This window comes from Arthrobacter sp. 10L424, assembly GCF_056395325.1.
Map to the genome: position 1 here is coordinate 175,271 of NZ_JBFTJH010000006.1, position 14,439 is coordinate 189,709.

At 60.5% G+C, this 14,439-nt stretch carries 18 protein-coding genes and 1 pseudogene; 9 read left to right on the forward strand and 10 right to left on the reverse strand.

All coding sequences use genetic code 11. The features are described 5' to 3' along the window. Nucleotides 1-76: 76 nt before the first annotated feature. Entirely contained in the window at nt 77-604 is a 528-nt protein-coding gene (locus AC1DC5_RS12770) for a GNAT family N-acetyltransferase (RefSeq protein WP_476865383.1), read from the reverse strand. A gap of 359 nt (nt 605-963) precedes the next feature. Then, the gene (locus tag AC1DC5_RS12775; RefSeq protein WP_476865384.1) at nt 964-1,200 is read right to left on the reverse strand and encodes a lmo0937 family membrane protein; all 237 of its coding nucleotides are present in this window, start codon (nt 1,198-1,200) and stop codon (nt 964-966) included. Nucleotides 1,201-1,550: 350 nt separating this feature from the next. On the opposite strand from AC1DC5_RS12775, the gene AC1DC5_RS12780 reads away from it, so the two are divergent. Beyond that, nucleotides 1,551-2,066 (forward strand): GNAT family N-acetyltransferase, encoded by a 516-nt coding sequence (locus AC1DC5_RS12780; RefSeq protein ID WP_476865385.1) that lies wholly within the window; start codon nt 1,551-1,553, stop codon nt 2,064-2,066. 97 nt (nt 2,067-2,163) lie between these two features. Here the strand turns inward: AC1DC5_RS12780 and AC1DC5_RS12785 are convergent, their stop codons facing one another. After that, the gene (locus tag AC1DC5_RS12785; RefSeq protein ID WP_476865386.1) at nt 2,164-2,580 is read right to left on the reverse strand and encodes a GNAT family N-acetyltransferase; all 417 of its coding nucleotides are present in this window, start codon (nt 2,578-2,580) and stop codon (nt 2,164-2,166) included. 922 nt (nt 2,581-3,502) lie between these two features. Here AC1DC5_RS12785 and AC1DC5_RS12790 point away from each other — a divergent pair. From AC1DC5_RS12790 to AC1DC5_RS12805, 4 genes and pseudogenes are all read left to right on the forward strand, one after another. Further along, nucleotides 3,503-3,808 (forward strand): annotated as a pseudogene (locus tag AC1DC5_RS12790) (epoxide hydrolase N-terminal domain-containing protein); the annotation flags it as partial. Nucleotides 3,809-3,976: 168 nt separating this feature from the next. Beyond that, nucleotides 3,977-4,624: an alpha/beta fold hydrolase gene (locus tag AC1DC5_RS12795; RefSeq protein WP_476865426.1), complete on the forward strand. Its 648-nt coding sequence runs from the start codon at nt 3,977-3,979 to the stop codon at nt 4,622-4,624. 54 nt (nt 4,625-4,678) lie between these two features. Continuing rightward, on the forward strand, nt 4,679-5,254 hold the full coding sequence (locus AC1DC5_RS12800; protein WP_476865387.1) for an alpha/beta fold hydrolase: 576 nt from the start codon (nt 4,679-4,681) through the stop codon (nt 5,252-5,254). A 92-nt stretch (nt 5,255-5,346) separates the two neighbouring features. Then, on the forward strand, nt 5,347-5,886 hold the full coding sequence (locus tag AC1DC5_RS12805; protein ID WP_476865388.1) for an NUDIX hydrolase: 540 nt from the start codon (nt 5,347-5,349) through the stop codon (nt 5,884-5,886). Nucleotides 5,887-5,959: 73 nt separating this feature from the next. On the opposite strand, the gene AC1DC5_RS12810 is transcribed toward AC1DC5_RS12805, so the two are convergent. The 3 genes from AC1DC5_RS12810 to AC1DC5_RS12820 form a co-directional block, all read right to left on the reverse strand. Then, nucleotides 5,960-6,379: an SMI1/KNR4 family protein gene (locus AC1DC5_RS12810; RefSeq protein ID WP_476865389.1), complete on the reverse strand. Its 420-nt coding sequence runs from the start codon at nt 6,377-6,379 to the stop codon at nt 5,960-5,962. Nucleotides 6,380-6,559: 180 nt separating this feature from the next. Beyond that, complete coding sequence (locus AC1DC5_RS12815; RefSeq protein ID WP_476865390.1) at nt 6,560-7,450, reverse strand: hypothetical protein; 891 nt, start codon at nt 7,448-7,450, stop codon at nt 6,560-6,562. 112 nt (nt 7,451-7,562) lie between these two features. Continuing rightward, a complete protein-coding gene (locus AC1DC5_RS12820) occupies nt 7,563-7,802 on the reverse strand; it encodes a hypothetical protein (protein WP_476865391.1) in 240 nt (79 codons plus the stop codon). A 670-nt stretch (nt 7,803-8,472) separates the two neighbouring features. Here AC1DC5_RS12820 and AC1DC5_RS12825 point away from each other — a divergent pair. Further along, nucleotides 8,473-8,775, forward strand: coding sequence for a hypothetical protein (locus AC1DC5_RS12825; RefSeq protein ID WP_476865392.1), 303 nt, complete (start codon nt 8,473-8,475; stop codon nt 8,773-8,775). A 120-nt stretch (nt 8,776-8,895) separates the two neighbouring features. Here AC1DC5_RS12825 and AC1DC5_RS12830 read toward each other — a convergent pair whose 3' ends face one another. Further along, nucleotides 8,896-9,126 (reverse strand): cold-shock protein, encoded by a 231-nt coding sequence (locus AC1DC5_RS12830; RefSeq protein WP_476865393.1) that lies wholly within the window; start codon nt 9,124-9,126, stop codon nt 8,896-8,898. 669 nt (nt 9,127-9,795) lie between these two features. Here AC1DC5_RS12830 and AC1DC5_RS12835 point away from each other — a divergent pair. Beyond that, a complete protein-coding gene (locus tag AC1DC5_RS12835) occupies nt 9,796-10,110 on the forward strand; it encodes a PASTA domain-containing protein (protein ID WP_476865394.1) in 315 nt (104 codons plus the stop codon). Between the two features lie 140 nt (nt 10,111-10,250). On the opposite strand, the gene AC1DC5_RS12840 is transcribed toward AC1DC5_RS12835, so the two are convergent. From AC1DC5_RS12840 to AC1DC5_RS12850, 3 genes are all read right to left on the reverse strand, one after another. Next, the gene (locus AC1DC5_RS12840; RefSeq protein ID WP_476865395.1) at nt 10,251-10,673 is read right to left on the reverse strand and encodes a hypothetical protein; all 423 of its coding nucleotides are present in this window, start codon (nt 10,671-10,673) and stop codon (nt 10,251-10,253) included. 1,042 nt (nt 10,674-11,715) lie between these two features. Then, entirely contained in the window at nt 11,716-11,994 is a 279-nt protein-coding gene (locus AC1DC5_RS12845; RefSeq protein ID WP_441405315.1) for a winged helix-turn-helix transcriptional regulator, read from the reverse strand. Further along, a complete protein-coding gene (locus tag AC1DC5_RS12850) occupies nt 11,991-12,395 on the reverse strand; it encodes a VOC family protein (RefSeq protein ID WP_441405314.1) in 405 nt (134 codons plus the stop codon). The genes AC1DC5_RS12845 and AC1DC5_RS12850 overlap by 4 nt, the downstream gene beginning before the upstream one ends. A gap of 313 nt (nt 12,396-12,708) precedes the next feature. On the opposite strand from AC1DC5_RS12850, the gene AC1DC5_RS12855 reads away from it, so the two are divergent. Both AC1DC5_RS12855 and AC1DC5_RS12860 read left to right on the forward strand, forming a co-directional pair. Then, nucleotides 12,709-13,059, forward strand: coding sequence for a hypothetical protein (locus AC1DC5_RS12855; protein WP_476865396.1), 351 nt, complete (start codon nt 12,709-12,711; stop codon nt 13,057-13,059). 218 nt (nt 13,060-13,277) lie between these two features. Next, nucleotides 13,278-14,000 carry an AAA family ATPase gene (locus AC1DC5_RS12860; RefSeq protein WP_441405312.1) on the forward strand — a complete coding sequence of 241 codons (723 nt, stop codon included), beginning with the start codon at nt 13,278-13,280 and terminating at the stop codon, nt 13,998-14,000. The last annotated feature ends 439 nt before the right edge of the window (nt 14,001-14,439 follow it).

Below are 14,439 nucleotides of genomic sequence, written 5' to 3' on the forward strand. Positions count from 1 at the left end.
GTCATTCTGTATGGGGTTAGCCAGCAGGACGAATCGCAGCGATAAATGTCACCCCGGCGGCCCGATAGCCGATCCCTCAGCGCTCCATCCTGCTCGCACTCCACTCGTCGTGATTGACGCGAAACTGCAGGTAGTAGCTCTGCTCCTCCAAAAAGGTCTCGTCAGATCCTGGGCCGGTCTCCTGCATGCCAAGGGAGCGCAAGATTCGAACCGATGCAACATTAGCGATGAGCGCTTCCGCCCATATGGAATCAAGCGAAAGTTCTTCGAAGCCATAGGCGAGACCGGCCTTGGCGGCTCGACCCCCTAGGCCACGCCCCCATCGCGTTGATGGTCCTATCAGGAAGCCAAGTTCTCGTTCCTGTGGTTGCGCACCATGAAGATCCACGTATCCCACAAGATCGTCGTCAGCATTTGTCAAAGCCAGCCGGATTAGGTCAATGGGAGGCGCTTCTACCTGTCGCACCCAGAAGTCCCTTACGTCCGCCGATGACCTTGTTGTCCAGCCAGCGTGCTGACAAAAGAGTTCGTCCTCGGCCCATGTCCCCAACACGTCCGCATCAGCGCGGTTCATGGGGCGCAACTCCAACGCTGAGTGATCCATGTGCTCAATGTAGCGACTCCCGCTTCTGGGCAGCGGACGTGCCCGTTTGCCGATCCGTTGCCGGGCGCGTCGGTACTCCACGTTTGTTGGTCCAGATTCCACCGCGGAAGCCTGGACCAACAGAATGTGGTCAGCCGTGGGCGAGGAGCGTGTTGATCAGCTCGGCCGACGCCGCCTGAGTTACCGCTGGCCCTGCTTTGACGGCAGTCGCGGCGAAGTTACCTTTGACGCCGGTAACGGTCAGTGCGGTTTGGCTTGACCCGTTCCGGGATTACACCCAGATGAATATCATCGGCAGCGACGCCGCCCAGCGGTTACAGGACGCCGTTTCGAAGACCCGGATCGCTCCACACCAGTACCTAAACGCGGGACCTGCCACGTATGAAGTGGAAGACCAGGACGACCACGGCCACAACCAAGAGCAGGTGTATGAACGCGCCGCCGATGCTTCCAAGCAGTCCGAGAAGCCAAAGAACCGCGAGAATGATGGCAATCCAAAGCAACATGATGGTCTCCCTTAATTGTCTGCGGATGGAAAGGCCAACCCGGCAGAATCGATCTCCGTGCAACTGATCCCCCAAAGAGATACTAAGCATACTGTCGAATTTTTGTCACCAATTTCCGTTGCCGGTGTGGACACGCCCTTTCCGCCCGCGGCGCGGTACTCCCAAAGTTGAAGCCGGGTGGAGGGCTCTACGAGGGCCGGTCCGTGGCCGGAGAGGCAGATTGGACGGCAGGACTGTTGGCCCCGGGCAGAAAAGGCGCAGCGGGCGCTAGGAGCTCCTGCGCCGCCGGGTACAGCGGGCTGCGGATTGCCGGTCTACATAGCTACTCAGGCCCACGCGCCTCTACTGTCCCGCTTTGGGGTTCCCCCATCCGGACATGTACGTTCCTTATCAGTGACCCTCTCGACTCACGCCGTCGCACACGTCGGTAAAGTGGCGACATGACCATCGACCTTCGCCCCCTGTCTGCCGACGACTGGCGATCCTGGCGGTCGGTGAGGCTCGCGGCGTTGACCGACGCGCCCGGTGCTTTCGGCTCACGACTGCAAGAGTGGGCAGACGCGCCCGAGGACCGCTGGCGTCAGCGCCTGTCTATTCCGGGAGCGATCGATCTGCTGGCCTTCGATGCAGATGAGAACGCTCCAGTCGGCATGGCCACCGGAACCCCCGACGAGGACAACGACAGCCGCGCCCAGCTCATCTCGATGTGGGTCGACCCTGCCGTTCGCGGTCGTGGTGTCGCCACTGTACTCATCACAGCGATCGCGCATTGGGCGGCGAGCATTGGTGCGATCACGCTCACCCTGTCCGTAATGCCGGACAATGTCGCAGCCCGACGCACCTACGAAAAGAACGACTTTACCGTGTCCCACGAACCCGGCGATCTGCTATCGGATGGCCGGCGTGAGCTAGTCATGCTCCGCGACCTCAGCCCCGAGCGCACCGTCAACGACTAGCGTCGGGCCGCAGGAGGAAACCATCAAACGAGGGTGCCTGTAAATGGGAATGAGTTTCAGGCCCCAATGTCCCGGCGAGGTTTCCTCTAACGATGGGTCAGCGGACGCGAGCCATCATTTGTGATGGCTCGGTCAGCTCGGTGAAGCCGTATTGGGCGTAAAGCCCATGAGCATCGCCCGTTGACAACAGAATCCGTTTTAGGTCTAAAGGTTCCAGGTCCGCCATTACACCAGCGGCCAGCATCTTGCCGATGCCTTGACCGCGGGCCTCGGTCGAGACGAACACGTCGCATAGCCAAGCGAACGTAACGCCGTCCGTCACCACGCGACCGTAAGCCACCTGCTCTCCAGACCCGATGTCGTACACCCCGTAGTTCCGAGAGGCATCGATAGCTGCATCCTGCTTCTCACGAACCCGACCTTGTGCCCAATAAGACTGCTCGCTGAGCCACTGGTGCACGCGGGCACGATCAACTCTGTCCGTTTCGGCGGAGAAGAAATAGCACTCAGTCATGACAACACCCTAGGGGAACGCGGCAAGGCAACGCATGCCAACTTCCGGCCCCCGATCAGGGTTCCTCATAGGGACCGGCAGCCGCGAATATCAGCCGCCCTTTGCACTTCCGGCTGCCTTGACTCGACGATATTGGCCAACAGCAGCAACCAGGCCAATAAGCGCCATACCCGCCCCAGATAGCAAGGACCATATGTTGAGGTTGAGAGCCATCAGCACGAGACCAAAGACGCCAACGATTGCGTACAAGTAAACGTTGATCACTGAGTGACTCCAATCTGCTAGTCAGCACCCAGTACCTGCGCTGTTGCATCAGTGTCCCCGACCTACACGACGAAGTCGATGGTTCCCGGGTACCCATCCTTCACCGCGCATCATTATGGATCCACATTTCGAGCCTTAACGGACTAAACGCCAACTGAGTCCGCCCGTCGCTGAGGGCGCCTCTATGGTTCAGCTGACCCGTCGCGTGCTTTGCCAATGATGGGGCGAAAACCGCGAAGGACTCCTATACCTCCCACGAGCGACACTACGGCCCCCACGATCATGGCAATGCCGAGAACCCAAGTTCCTGCGGCCAAGAAATAGATGCCGAATGCCACCAATAGTGCAGACGCAGCAAAGCTAATTGAGACTCCGACTATCACGGTCGTTCGCAAACCACTCATACCTATCGTCCTTGGTAATTGAAACCAGCGGCCGCTTCCTCTTCGAGGCAGCGGTCATCTTTTGGCCGAGCCTACTTTCGAAAATGCGTACCCGTCGAGGGTCAGATAGGAATTCAATCGAGGCGGCAATGTTGCCTGCGTGACGTCCGGTAAGGGATCCGTTATCGAACAGGGGGTGGCGCCCGCCGTGGGTGCCCGCCTGTGAGAGATTCGTTATGAAGAGTGGTTTACCTTGCGATATGAAACGAGAACCCATGCCTCCTCCGCTTACCTTAAGTGCCAGCGATCAGGACATCGACGATCTGTACCGCCGGCTCCGCGGCACGCGGTGGGCGGAGCGTTGGCCGTCCACGAGTTGGGAAGCGGGGACTGACGATGGAGAGCTTCGTTGTTTAGTCTCTTACTGGCTGGACGGTTTCAATTGGGATGTCCAACGACGTCGGATCGATTCGCTGCCCTGGTGTACGGCCGACATCGAGGGCACCGCCATCACGTTCCTCCGATTCGACGCGGAGACGGAAGGGGGTCTCCCGATCGTCCTTACTAACGGGTGGCCAAGCACGGCACTTGAGCTCGTCGAACTCGCCCAGCGCTTGGCGACGCCGTCCCGTTTCGGAGGCGACCCGAGTAGTTCCATTCCCGTGATTGTCCCGGCCCTCCCGGGGCTGCCGTTCTCCCCGCAGCGCCCCACGTTTGGTGAGCAGACCCACGAGCTTTGGCATCGACTTATGACCGACCACCTCGGTTTCACGCGGTACGCCGCACATGGAGGCGATCTCGGGGCGGGCATCACCTCACGCCTTGCGCAAGCCCATCCCGATGCGGTCGCGGGTATCCACCTCTTGGCGGTCGCAGCCCCACGCCACGTCGAGGTGACGTCACTTACCGCACAGGAACGAGAGCACCTGGGCCGGGTTGACGCATGGGTCGTAGCAGAGGGCGCGTACCAACACCAGCAGCAGACGCGACCTCTCACGCTTGCACCAGCGCTGTCTGACTCGCCGGTGGGGTTATTGTCGTGGTTACTCGAAAAGCACCGGGCCTGGAGCGACTGCGGGGGAGATGTCTCGACGCGGTTCAGCGACGACTATCTGATCACCCTCGCCTCCGTCTACTGGTTCACAAACTCCATTGGGACGTCATTCCGTCCCTACTACGAGTTCGCAGCGGGTTTCACGACCCGCGTAGACCGTGTGCTCGTTCCGACCGCAGTGGCGCTCTTCCCCTACGATCTTGCCAGCCCACCTCGCAGTTGGGCGGAACGGACGTATGAGGTGAAGCGGTACACGGTCATGCCCCGCGGCGGACACTTCGCTCCCCACGAAGAACCCGCGCTCCTCGCTGGCGACATCATGGCGTTCCTGCAATCGTTGTGACCCGAGGGTGGGCGGTAAGGGATCCCTGACCTGGCACGTGTTAGCGTTCCAGGCATGCCGAAAATTGAGAGGTTGAACTCTAAGCCTTCGAAACCCGCTCCTGTCGCCTTACTACTCCCAGGGGCGGGATACACGGTTCAGGGGCCGCTGCTCTACTGGCCCGTATTCGCTCTGACTCGGGCAGGTTGGGACGTGTGGTCAATTAACTGGCATGCCGACGCCCAAGGCCCTCCACCAAAGGACACCGGGCAATTTGTCGAAGACGCCGTCTCACAGGCTCTGCATGAGATGCCCGACGCGCCCACTGCAGTAGTGGGCAAGTCCCTCGGGACCTACGCGCTACCCTACTTCCTGGATTGGGAAATTCAGGCCGCGTGGATAACGCCCATCCTCTCAGACGCCCGCATCGCCGAGGCGGCCCGCAGAGCGTCCGACAGGCACCTTTTCGTCGGAGGGACAGCTGACCCCACCTGGCTCCCGGAGGAAATTTCAAACTCCCACACTGAGACGATCATCGTCGAGGACGGAAACCACAGTCTAGAAGTGTCTGATACGGAGTGGCACCACTCAGCAACCGGTCAATTAGAAGTCCTAAGAAGGCTGATAGATCACCTAAACCCGCCCCGGTGAAGAATCGACTATCGGGCGCGACTCGACAACCGAAACCGGTCCCTTTGTCGCGGCATTGAGTTGTTCGTTGTGTTGTGCGCCAAGATGGCGGTATGCCTCTTGACGATCTGCTCGCCAGCCTCCGACAAGTTCCTCAGTCAGGATCGCGAGACGCCTATCTGCGGTTCGTGACCTTTGCCGGGGACGCGGCGTTGCGTCGCGATGGCGGTCCGGAGCATGTCACCGGGTCCTGTTTCGTTTTTTCGCCTGCCTTCGATCGTGTTCTTCTGTGCTTCCATCGCAAGGGGCAGTTCTGGGTTCAATTCGGGGGTCACATCGAGTCGGAGGATGCATCGGTGGCGGAGGCGGCACAAAGGGAGGCCCGCGAAGAGTCCGGAATTGTCGACGTTGTCCTGCTATCTACCGCGATCGTTGATCTTGACCGCCACGATCTGCACGCGGGATTCTCATGCACTGCCCATTGGGATATTGGATTCGCTGCAACCATCGACCCTGATGTCGAGATCGCCGCGAGCGATGAAAGCGAGTACGTCCGATGGTTCCCAATCGACGAATTGCCCGATCAGGTGCCGGCAGGCTTCGGTGCGCGCTTGGAATACGTCCGGCGTAGGGCAATCTCACTGAGTGGCTGACACGTCGGCTGCGAACAGCCGTCGTCCACTGGGATTCTCCAATTGTCAGACGATACCGCCGACATCGTGCTTTTTAGACTTTCAGTGTCCCGGTCATCCAATCCTCGAGGTAGCGCATGACGGTCGGCGCGACCCATACGCGGCTGTCATCCACGTGGTTCCAGACGTAGACCTCGTGATTTCCACTGAGAGAGGCGGCGAACTGGTCACCGTTGCCGGCGTCAGCAAAGAATACGAGTCCTGCGAAGGGCATGTAGAGCGGCCGAAAGTCTGAGTTATTCCGGAAATGGGCGTTGTCTTCGGCTATTCGGTCCGCGGTCCAAAGCAGGCACAGCCCGTACTCACCCTCGATGCCATTCGTCGCTGCCAGGAGTTGTCGAAGTTGGTCAGGGAGCTTGTGCCCAAGTTGGGCTTCGCACGCTCGGAGAGCGTCCGCCGATGCTGGGACACCGAAAGTTGCCTTACCCCAGTGCTGAATCTGTTCCACGAGCATGCCACCGTCGTGCCGCACCGGCTTCCGGGCCGCTCCGTCACGGCTTCAAACAGACACGTACGAAGACGTCAGGGTTTGCCCGCTGAGGGATCCCCATTCGGGATGGCTGCAGTGGGCGGATGCCGGATTTAGTTGCTACGGGTGCCTGCACCATGGCCGGGCCTTGAAGTGAAGGCTTGGCTACTGCCCGGGGCGGTTGGGAACGTCGGCGTCCCACGTCAGGTCTGCACTCTCGTTCAAGAGCAGCGCTTCGATGGCGGGGTCCCGCACCAGTGCCGCCACGAGTTCATGGCTGCCGGCGACCACCGTGGAGTCGAAGTCTATTTCCGTCACCATGACCCAGCTTCTGTCCGCCGGCCACAGGATGCTCGGTGACTGCGGGAATTGCGGGGAATGGTGCCAGGGAGCTTGATTCACCCACCCGGGGTGACGGTAGAACTGTGGCGCAGCATTGAAGAGGTAGTAGGCGCGCCCCGGGAGGTTCAGTGTTTCTCCGTTGACCACCTCTGCCGGTAGCAGGCCCGAACCAGGTCCGCTGTCCAGCGCGGCAGAATCGGAAGTATTTTCCCCGGGAGTCGAGTCGTTCGAAAAAGTGAGCTGGGCATAGCCGAGGGAACTTGTCAGGCCTCCCCAACCTTCCCAGATGGCGGACACGCCCTTGGTTGGGGTGGAGGTGTGTTCACAGAGACGGGCCGCCACCGCTGCCAGTGTGTCCGGTGCGAGGTTGCCGGTTAGGGGTTCCGAATACCGCCAGCCCTCGCTGTCCAACATGTCCTGCCGGCTCGGTGCTGGCCCAAGGAGTCGGTGGAATTGGGCTAATGGGTGCATCTTGGTCCCGAACGCGGCCGCCACAACAGACCAGCGGGCCTGTTCCTCGGCGAGGGCGAAGACGTCGGTCCGGGGATGTCCGTGCCATGTGCCGGTGTCCTGCGGGCGGTCCCGCGTCACCGGATGGAAGATCCTGGCGTAGGCGGGGAAGCCCCGGGGCACGACGGCGTGCATGTCATGCCACACGGTATCCATCAATGGTGTGAGCCATTCACCAGGGGCAGCATCGGGCAACGATTCCATGGCGCCAGCCTAATCGCCGTATGAGCGCTCCAACCCCCGTCTCTCCTGACCACACTTGTACCGCATGGGGTTTCCCGATTGGAACGGTCAGCGGTGATGGTAGTCAGATGGATCAGGCTTTTCCGTTGGCGTTGCAGCGGGCTGCGTGGACAGTCACGCCGACACTTACTAACAAGCTCAGGAACAGGGCCAGGAATCCGGCTGCGGCGGCGACATAGTAGCTTGCCGGATCGGGCACTGTATCGACTACTGGCTCCATGTAGAACCAAATGGTGGAGCCGGCGCTCACACCCAGTAATGCGATCACGCCAGTCAGGAGCCACGCGGTTATAGCAAGAATGACCATCTTCATATCTCCCCCAATTTTGGACCGGCTTCAACCCGTTGTGCCCTGATCGTAGCCGTGAGCATAATTTCGGCGGATGTGTCCCGGTGAGGGTTCCCGCCCGGACATCACCATCACTCTCGCTACCGCCGTTGCTGGATGCGGGCTTGGCGGCCGTAGATCGACCGGCTTGCGGGACCTAACGCGGGCCACCCTCTTGCGGGACGATTTTGCATAGTTGACGATACTGACGCCTACTCGCCGTCACTTTAGGTGGCTTTGTGCGGGTGGCGACCTCGCGATCGTGTGCAGCCGGTTAGCTGGGTCCCGTCGTCCAGGTGTGTGCGGGAAAAGCCCGGAGGATTCTCAATAGGGATTGTCAAGGGTGATTCATGTTTGCTGACCTTGGCTGCAGGCACTCAGGGTGAGGTTGAGCTGTCCACAGTTGGGGGCAATCCGGGTTCTCCACGGCTGTTCTTCTGGGAGCCGTTGGTTTAGCTCCCTCGGTAGTGGTAGCGGTGGATAACCCCTTGAGGATTGTCCCCGGCTGTGGGCAGCGGCTCGGGGGCTGTTAGCATCGGCAAGGTTAATAACTATGTGGGGGGCGCGGGCAATGAGGACCAGTACACAAGGGGTTGTCGTGCCGGGAGCCGGGCAGCAAGCAGCCGGGCAACGATGGACGAGCTACGCACCGGTAGTGTTTACCAATATTCTCGCGGTCCCACTTACAGCCATCATTGCCATTAATGCAGCCTTCGTAATTACTGAAAACGGCGGTTATCCGGATGCCCGCTATGGTCAGGACGACACAAATTTTCTTATTTGCTGCATACTCTTCGTCTTCGTTGTGGTGCCCTTCCTTATTGCGAGCTTTGTCGTTCTGCTCAAGCAGAAGCAGCTGTCCCGAGTGTCAGCATGGTGTGCGGGGCTGGCTACGCTCGTCATTCCACCGCTTTGCGTGTTCTTCGCCCTGGTGCTGACGGGAACTAGCCTCGGGTGATTGCCGAGTCCCAGCCGGACTGCAAGTATCGCTGCGGTCAGGCAGCTGATGCCGAAGGCTGTTGGTAGTGGGTGTTGTCGCGGAGCATCCCCCTAGCGGACCGTGCCGCCGAGGTTCCTGCTAGGAACGCTCCACACGGTCGGCAACGATGGAGAATTCGTCCTGCGCCGCCTCGTGCCAGGTGAGCCTTACGGTTTCGCCTGGGACAAGCTCAAGAAACTCACTCGCCCTCTGAACGATGGAAGAAAAATGGGCGAAGCATTCTGAGGCCACACCTTCAACTTGGATGGATCCCCACCCTTCTTCGCGGTGCCAGGTCTTCACGGTTCCCTTGCTCCAAGGTTCATACATGTCACCGATGATAGTCACCTCGTGCCAAGGGCTACTTTGTGCCGACTAGGAGGGACGGTCAGCCAGTATCCGCCCGGTCAGGGTTCCGTTGCGGGCTATCGATGCTAACCCCGTGGCTTGGAGTCAGCATGTCGTTACGGACTTGCTATTGACGAACTCGAAAACCCAAAACTGACCGATTGCGGCCGCTTGCTTCACTATCCCATGGACCACGGGTGGACAGTGCCAAGAGCGCAAGCCCGAGCAGGACAAACCAGATGTACCCCCACGAGCCCGTCGTCACGATTCGGAGAATTCCAGCCATGGCAACGAAACTACCGAGGGAGAAGAGAAAGCGTGTCATTTTCCAGCTGAACATTCCGTGATTGGATCGCATCCGACAACACTACGCGAGCAGAACATTCAACGCAGTCCACCCCATGGACCACCTAGTTGCAGACTGCCTCGGTTTGGCGTGACTCACTGTCCCGCTCAAAGTTCCTCAAGTGGAACAACCCTTTGAGAACGTCAATCTGATTTGAGACCAGTTTTGGCGGTAGATCGCTGCCTCATTGGGACGCATGTTAGACGGGGCCGATGAGAGTCACGCCTAAGCCACCGGCGGTATTCTGGCGGGAAGAAGGTTTGGTTTCACCGTTCTAGCTGTTCAGCCTCAAGGGAGATGCAGAGATGGTTGAACGTCAGAGGCTGACTGTTCCCGATCTTGTTGGGCAGCCTATGCATATTGCACAAGAGATGGCGGCGAACATTGGGTTTGGTCTCGCGGCCGGGGACCCTGACGGGCCGGGGCTCCGTTCGCGTACGTGGCCGGGGCTGTTCTGGGTGACCTCCCAAGATCCTTCCGCAGGGTCGGTCCTTGAACGGGGGAGCCAAATCAGGATTACTTTCGTTCAGGACGGTCAAGCCCGAAGCGACGTGCCGGAGCAGACGAGCGGGCCGTCCCCCTCACTTAAGAGTCATGCGGAGCCTGAGAAGGACGAGTGAGAGCAGTTCGAGGGACTTGTGCGCGTCCGCGGGTCGTTCGACTTTCGGGCACTTATGCGCACCGGCCGATCACAAAACCCCGCCATGTAGCGATCAAATCTACACACTATGGAAGACAGCGCCACCGTCTACTGCCGCTGCTAGGTAGCAGAAGCAGCTACTACGCCATCGCCGGGTCCATGCTCGACGAGCGGGCCCGACGCGCCGCTGATGCGGGTACCCTGCTCAGTCGTGGCGGCCATTACAAGCACACCAAACTCGAAGCCTGAATACCGCGTCCGCCTAAATAGGCCGGCCTTCGGCTCAGCGTGCGCGCCGGGCCCGACTGCCGACACGAAGACATCGCTGTTCTCGTCACCACTGGCGATGAAGGTCACCCGGCGGTCGAATATCTCCGACTCGAAGCGGGCGTATAGCTCAACAATGAATTCGCCACCGACTTCCACATCAGGATGCAGAACACCCAAGTCGCCCAAGGTAACTTCGCCGGCGGGCTTCAGAGTCCCGTCAGCCTGGCGGACCAATATGGTCGCGCGACCTTCCCGAACCTTGCCATCTTTCACCCATGAGACGTCATCACGTGGATAACACCCAAAGGTCACCTCGCATGCCTTCACAACACCAACCCCTTTCCAAAGCTATACGGCACAACGTTACGACGATATTGAAGAGGACTGCCCGGGTTTGGGTGATGCGTTCACCCAAAAATTCGCACGGCAACCGAAGCGTCCGGTGAAGGGAACCTTGAGCGGGCGGAAATTGGGCCCCAGAGCGTTGGAAGCAGAATGCCAGCCCCGGTATGTGGCCCAGGTTGAAAGCAGCCCTCTGCGGGACACGTCCGCCCTAAAATCGCCGATGGCTGGGATCCAAGAATGCTCTGGGAGGGTCAGAGTGGCCGACCGTAAGGGTAGTCCACCCAGGCTCCGGTACCTTCTTTCGGGCACGCATGGTCTGCCCCTTTTTTCGTGGACCAGTAGTCCGCGGGGTAGCGGGATCCCTGAAGCACTGCGTCCAAATTGACGTCGCACTCCTCACGCCCGTCCGCGAACCGCGCGTCATATCGAGTGCTGAGATAACGGGTCTTCAACCAGCGACGTGTCTTCCAATGTGCGGTGGCTCGGATAGCAATCGGCATTTGTGAGCTCATGCCTAAATCCTCGCCTGTCGGTGAGTCAAAATGCTGCAACCCGCTGGTGGAAAGGGTCAATGGATGGTCGGAATGATCTTCCCGCGTCCTTTCTCCGGGAACTGCTTCGCGTATTCTTCGGCCGTGCCGGGTTCGGCGGTAGCGGGATGCCCTGCGGCCCCGTGCGCCCGCGCACGGTGTCTGGAGCCCGCCCGTAGGCCGATGGGCCTACGGGACTTGTCGCTCGGCCAACAAAGCGCTGCGGAAACGAGGCCACCACCGCTGCAACTCACAGGGAGTGGGTGCGCGGTGCCCAGCCCGTTCGGGTGTCTTAGAAGCTTTAAGTTTCTGGGGCGCCCCTAGGCCGTTTAGTCGAGTCTGATTTGATCCATACCAGGGTGGCGGAGAGTCTGGTGGCGGCGCGGCGTAGCTGCCGGGGAGCTTGCCGGAGCGCATCGCGATTCCGTGCCACACCTAGGTCATTCGTCCCCGCCCCAGCGTGCTAGCGCGACGATCGCCTCGCGCAAGGCGAGCCCGCGATCGGTCAGCGCGTAGGCCCGGGTGTTGTGCCGGAGGGGCAGGCGGGACAGTATGCCGGCGGCCTCGAGCTCGCGCAGGCGGGTCGCAAGAATGTTGGTCGGCACTCCGAGGTCGCGTTGCAGATCGCCGTAGCGCTGTGGCCCGTCGAGCAGCCGCTCCACGACGAGCAGGGCCCACCGCGCTCCGACGATGTCGAGGGCCGCGGCGAGCTTGCTCACGCGGTCGGATCGGCGTCCGGCTTCATCCAAAACGGCGAGTAGTGGTAGCCGTCGGGGTCGTCGAATTGGCGCTGGTACATGAAGGGGTAGTCGTCGGTGTCACCGATCCGGCCGCCGGCGGCGCCGGCGCGTTCGGTGAGCTCGTCGACCGCCTCGCGGCTGTCGAGGTCGAATGAGACCGTGACCTTCGAGGGGGTGTCGGGTCCGCCGACCAGCTCCTCGGCGCCGCCGACGCTCGCGTACATCTCACGGCTGCCGAGCATGACGTACTGCTCGGGCGCGATCGCGAAGCACGACACGTTGTGATCGGACATCTTGGCGTTGAGGGTCCAGCCGAGGGCGGTATAGAAGGCGGTCGCGCGCTCAACGCTCTCAACCGGGCAGGTGATGAAAAGGCTCATGCGGCTATACTTGCAAAATGCAAGTACGACGTCAAGCCCCGGCCGCGCTACACGGCCTGTGGGCTTGTAGGAGCCCATTCAGAGGTACGGCCGAGTAATAGTGACCAGACCGTGCGTTCGGCATTGGTGCAGACAGGGATCTCCTCCCGGACTGCACCACGCGCCAAATAACGCTGTGAAAACGCCGCCGTTTACCGCCGAAAGTCGTACCGTGAGGGCGGACTGCGGCAACCGCACAATGGCGTTGCGACGAACATCGCCGGGCGGAGGGAGTGCGGGTCCGGTGAAAGAAGCCCGTCGGTAGGATCGACCTATGACCCGTAAGCCCTGGATGGCTCTTGGTCCGCCTGCCCATATAGTTGAGCGTTTCTTCGCAAAGCACGGACGGGCTGGCCTCGTGCTACCTGACGGTTGGTACGGGAGGCCTTTCGATTCCCTCGTCGCTCTCACCTCCGCCGCGGATCTTCCGGATGGGCTCAAAATCGAGATTGAAGGTGGAAGGGAACTGATTTTTGAAGGCAACGTGACCATCGTCAAGACGGAGTTCGAGAAATCTCCGGCTTTGAGGATCGAGGGATTCAGATCGGCTTCATGGAACCCCCACGATGGCGTAGTAGATCGGCAGACCTATGGCGAGTCGGGTGCGGTCGTCTTAGTTTCCTAGTTGGGGCAGTCACCTCTGGCGCTTGGCGTTCGACGGCCCGCCGACTTCCGTGACGGTCTGAACGGGGGGGCGGGCGGGGTGTGAGACATGATTGGCTGCGCTTTGTGGGGTGGTGGGTGCCCGGAAAGATACCTTCGATGGTTCGGGTCGCTTCTTGGTCCCCGTTCAGCCCATTTGTGTTGGAGCAATACAGCGAGAGTTGCCTGCAAGAATGGGGCATGCCTCCGCATAACTATCCGATCAGACGTGTGGGCGAAGACCCGGCCCATCTCCTCGACCGCGGTCGGTGGCCGGCTGTCTTGGCGCCTGTCGCCCAGGTTCTAGATCACGGGCTCGATCTGACCCCGGCGACTATCTTCGTCGGGGAAAATGGGTCGGGAAAATCCACTCTCGTGGAAGCCATCGCGCTTGCCTATGGCTTGTCTGCTGAAGGCGGATCTACAGGAGCCCGCCACAGCACTAGATCCACGGAGTCCATACTTGCCGATCACCTGCAGCTTGTCCGCAACGCCGGTGGCTCAAGACGCGGCTACTTCCTGCGCGCCGAAACCATGCACGGCTTCTTCACCTACCTCGAGAAGAACCCGAGCACCTCGGGTCCGGACATTTCATTCCACGACATGTCACACGGCGAATCGTTCTTGGAACTGGCGGTGGATCGCTTCCGGGGACGCGGATTATGGGTCCTCGATGAGCCGGAATCGGCGTTGTCCTTCGCGGGATGCCTCAGCCTCCTCGCGGTCTTGAAAGATCTCCTCGCCGAAGGCTCCTCGCAAGTCATCATGTCCACGCACTCCCCGGTTCTTGCAGCGCTTCCGGGCGCGCAGATTCTCGAAGTCGGCCCGTGGGGACTTCGGCAGCAAAGGTGGTCCGACCTCGATCTGGTTTCCAACTGGCGATCATTCCTGGAATCACCTGAAAGATACCTGCGGCACCTTTGAGGCAAGACCGGTCAGGGTCCTCAAGGAGAGCCGCTCCAGCGATGGCCAATGAAACTTTCCATCGGCTGAAGCAGCGTCACCGGCTGCTGTGACGAGCGTCCGCCCGGAGCCAGCGTTCAAGCCGGACAAGCCGGACAGCCCAGAACACGAACAGGAATGCCCCAGCCGCCAGGAGCAGAACGTCAGGCCAGCTGAAGCCCCGCTCCGAGAGGCGGAAAAATGCCGGGCCAGCAATCGTCGTCGAAACGAAGATTCCCAGCCACCCGGCAAGCCGCGTGCCATAGCGTTCTGTCGGTGTCTTCTCCATGAGTCCCCCTGCAGCGTTGAAGTACGGTCCCGCCCCTCGACCCTAGAACATTACCGGCGAACCGTAGATCACTCGGCAGCCCCGCCCGGTTAGGGATCCGTCACAGTTCACTGGTGAAGCCGGACTTTGCTG

Coding starts and splice junctions, on each gene's coding strand:
- AC1DC5_RS12770 (WP_476865383.1), bottom strand. CDS start 604: ATGGATCACTCAGCGTTGGAGTTGCGCCCCATGAACCGCGCTGATGCG.
- AC1DC5_RS12775 (WP_476865384.1), bottom strand. CDS start 1,200: ATGCTTAGTATCTCTTTGGGGGATCAGTTGCACGGAGATCGATTCTGC.
- AC1DC5_RS12780 (WP_476865385.1), top strand. CDS start 1,551: ATGACCATCGACCTTCGCCCCCTGTCTGCCGACGACTGGCGATCCTGG.
- AC1DC5_RS12785 (WP_476865386.1), bottom strand. CDS start 2,580: ATGACTGAGTGCTATTTCTTCTCCGCCGAAACGGACAGAGTTGATCGT.
- AC1DC5_RS12795 (WP_476865426.1), top strand. CDS start 3,977: ATGACCGACCACCTCGGTTTCACGCGGTACGCCGCACATGGAGGCGAT.
- AC1DC5_RS12800 (WP_476865387.1), top strand. CDS start 4,679: ATGCCGAAAATTGAGAGGTTGAACTCTAAGCCTTCGAAACCCGCTCCT.
- AC1DC5_RS12805 (WP_476865388.1), top strand. CDS start 5,347: ATGCCTCTTGACGATCTGCTCGCCAGCCTCCGACAAGTTCCTCAGTCA.
- AC1DC5_RS12810 (WP_476865389.1), bottom strand. CDS start 6,379: ATGCTCGTGGAACAGATTCAGCACTGGGGTAAGGCAACTTTCGGTGTC.
- AC1DC5_RS12815 (WP_476865390.1), bottom strand. CDS start 7,450: ATGGAATCGTTGCCCGATGCTGCCCCTGGTGAATGGCTCACACCATTG.
- AC1DC5_RS12820 (WP_476865391.1), bottom strand. CDS start 7,802: ATGAAGATGGTCATTCTTGCTATAACCGCGTGGCTCCTGACTGGCGTG.
- AC1DC5_RS12830 (WP_476865393.1), bottom strand. CDS start 9,126: ATGTATGAACCTTGGAGCAAGGGAACCGTGAAGACCTGGCACCGCGAA.
- AC1DC5_RS12835 (WP_476865394.1), top strand. CDS start 9,796: ATGGTTGAACGTCAGAGGCTGACTGTTCCCGATCTTGTTGGGCAGCCT.
- AC1DC5_RS12850 (WP_441405314.1), bottom strand. CDS start 12,395: ATGAGCCTTTTCATCACCTGCCCGGTTGAGAGCGTTGAGCGCGCGACC.
- AC1DC5_RS12855 (WP_476865396.1), top strand. CDS start 12,709: ATGACCCGTAAGCCCTGGATGGCTCTTGGTCCGCCTGCCCATATAGTT.
- AC1DC5_RS12860 (WP_441405312.1), top strand. CDS start 13,278: ATGCCTCCGCATAACTATCCGATCAGACGTGTGGGCGAAGACCCGGCC.